General features: G+C 58.1%; 1 rRNA gene. It reads left to right on the top strand.

Features of this window, described 5'->3' with window-relative positions:
• Positions 1–23: 23 nt before the first annotated feature.
• Positions 24–1,289 (top strand): 23S ribosomal RNA (locus tag ACRYM6_RS22975); the annotation flags it as partial.

Genomic DNA, 1,289 nt, shown 5'->3' with positions numbered 1-1,289 from the left:
GTTGGTGGTGGGTGGTGTGTGGTGGTCAAGTGTGTAAGGGCGCATGGTGGATGCCTTGGCATCAGGAGCCGATGAAGGACGTGGGAGCCTGCGTTAAGCCTCGGGGAGTTGGCAACCGAATGGTGATCCGAGGATGTCCGAATGGGGGAACCCGGCCGTCGTCATGGGCGGTCACCCGCACCTGAATGTATAGGGTGTGTGGAGGGAACGTGGGGAAGTGAAACATCTCAGTACCCACAGGAAGAGAAAACAACAGTGATTCCGTGAGTAGTGGCGAGCGAAAGCGGATGAGGCTAAACCGTCATCGTGTGATACCTGGTAGGGGTTGCGGTGGTGGGGTTGTGGGAGTGCTTCGGAGCCGGCTACCGACGGTTCGGGGAGTGAGAAAGTCGTGGTGTAGCCGAAGGGCCTGGGATGGTCCGGCGTAGTGGGTGAGACCCCCGTAGGCGAAACATTGCGGCCTCCCTGGGAGCGCGTCCCGAGTAGCACGGGGCTCGTGGAATCTCGTGTGAATCTGCCAGGACCACCTGGTAAGCCTAAATACTTCCTGATGACCGATAGCGGATAAGTACCGTGAGGGAATGGTGAAAAGCACCCCGGGAGGGGAGTGAAATAGTACCTGAAACCGTGTGCCTACAATCCGTCGGAGCTTGGACTTGTTCTGGGTGACGGCGTGCCTTTTGAAGAATGAGCCTGCGAGTTAGTGGTGCGTGGCGAGGTTAACCCGTGGGGGGTAGCCGTAGCGAAAGCGAGTCCGAATAGGGCGGTCCAGTCGCGTGCTCTAGACCCGAAGCGGAGTGATCTACCCATGGCCAGGTTGAAGCGCGGGTAAGACCGTGTGGAGGACCGAACCCACCAGGGTTGAAAACCTGGGGGATGAGCTGTGGGTAGGGGTGAAAGGCCAATCAAACTCCGTGATAGCTGGTTCTCCCCGAAATGCATTTAGGTGCAGCGTCGCGTGTTTCTTGCCGGAGGTAGAGCTACTGGATGGCCGATGGGCCCCACCGGGTTACTGACGTCAGCCAAACTCCGAATGCCGGTAAGTGAGAGCGTGGCAGTGAGACTGCGGGGGATAAGCTTCGTAGTCGAGAGGGAAACAGCCCAGATCATCAGCTAAGGCCCCTAAGCGTGTGCTAAGTGGGAAAGGATGTGGAGTTGCGCAGACAACCAGGAGGTTGGCTTAGAAGCAGCCACCCTTGAAAGAGTGCGTAATAGCTCACTGGTCAAGTGATTCCGCGCCGACAATGTAGCGGGGCTCAAGTACACCGCCGAAGCTGTGGCACTCACAT

The sequence above is a fragment of the Kineococcus rugosus genome, from assembly GCF_050871975.1.
Lineage (GTDB): Bacteria > Actinomycetota > Actinomycetes > Actinomycetales > Kineococcaceae > Kineococcus.
This window is presented reverse-complemented; position numbering and strand designations above follow the sequence as displayed.